Here is a 1,232-nt window from a genome sequence, read left to right as displayed (position 1 = left end):
CAAACCCTCACCACCGTGGCGATTTTCGTGGGAGGGCGGTTTACCGCGCGAGATTTTGGCTGTTGCTACCACTAAGCTCCCAACCAACCGACCCCTCGACCAGCGAAGCAGGCCTCCCTGCATATAACCTGCTGAACAGATGCACGCCAAAGTGCGAAGAACCAGAAATATCAGGTCGAGGATGTGCGCGCCTGGCTGGACGAGAGAGGAATCAGACCATGACCAACGTGATCAAGTATCAGGGCTATACCGCCCGAATCGAGTTCGACGCCGAAGATGAGGTATTCGTGGGCCATGTGCTCGGGATCGCCGACCGGATCAGCTTCCACGGCGAGAGTGTCGCCGAGCTGGCCGACGCCTTCCATGTGGCCGTCGACCACTACCTGGAGGACTGTCGCACCACCGGCCGCGAACCGCTCAAGCCGGCATCCGGCCGCGTACTGCTGCGCATCCCCCCAGAGGTGCACGCTGCCGCCAGCATCGCCGCGCAAGCGTCCGGCAAGAGCCTGAACCAATGGGCTGCCGATGCCATCGCCATCGCGGCCGGCAAGGCAGGATAGGTTGGGCAGAAATTGATCAGGGCTGGTAGAATGTGCGCCTTCCTGAACGACACCCCTGTGATGCCGATGCCCCAGCTCGACCGCACCTTCTCCGTGGCCCCGATGATGGACTGGACGACCCGCGACTACCGCGCGTTCGCCCGGACCCTGAGCCGCCGCGCCCTGCTCTGCACCGAGATGGTGACCACCGGCGCCATCCTGCACGGCAGCCCGCGTTCGCGCTTTCTCGGCCATGATGAGGTCGAGCATCCGCTCGCCCTGCAGCTCGGCGGCAGTGATGCCGGTGAACTCGCCGAGTGCGCGGCCATCGCCGAGGCGTGGGGCTTCGATGAGGTGAACCTCAACGTCGGCTGCCCCAGCGACCGGGTGCAGAACAACCTGATCGGCGCCTGCCTGATGGGCCACCCGGAGAAGGTCGCCGCCGCCGTGCGCGCCATGCAGGCGGCGGTGTCGATCCCGGTCACCGTGAAGTGTCGCATCGGCATCGACGACCAGGACGAGGACGCCGACCTGGAGCGCTTCATCGCCACGGTGGCCGACGCCGGCTGCGACACCTTCATCGTGCATGCCCGCAAGGCGTGGCTCGAGGGGCTCTCCCCCAAGGAGAACCGCGACGTGCCGCCGCTCAACTACCCGCGCGTGCACCGCCTCAAGGCGAGCCGCCCGGAGCTT

Annotated in this window: 2 protein-coding genes; both read left to right on the top strand. The window is 65.9% G+C overall.

Translation table 11 applies throughout. The annotated features are described in order from the left end of the window. Positions 1 to 218: 218 nt before the first annotated feature. Positions 219 to 560: a type II toxin-antitoxin system HicB family antitoxin gene (locus ACESMD_RS11355; protein ID WP_372613215.1), complete on the top strand. Its 342-nt coding sequence runs from the start codon at positions 219 to 221 to the stop codon at positions 558 to 560. A gap of 66 nt (positions 561 to 626) precedes the next feature. Then, positions 627 to 1,232, top strand: a 606-nt coding sequence (gene dusA, locus ACESMD_RS11350) for a tRNA dihydrouridine(20/20a) synthase DusA (protein ID WP_372613217.1), incomplete at its 3' end; no start/stop codon positions are given.

The sequence above is a fragment of the Halomonas sp. genome (assembly GCF_041689495.1).
Lineage (GTDB): Bacteria > Pseudomonadota > Gammaproteobacteria > Pseudomonadales > Halomonadaceae > Halomonas.
Note: the sequence above shows the minus strand (reverse complement) of the source record. Positions and strands in the feature narration are given on the sequence as shown.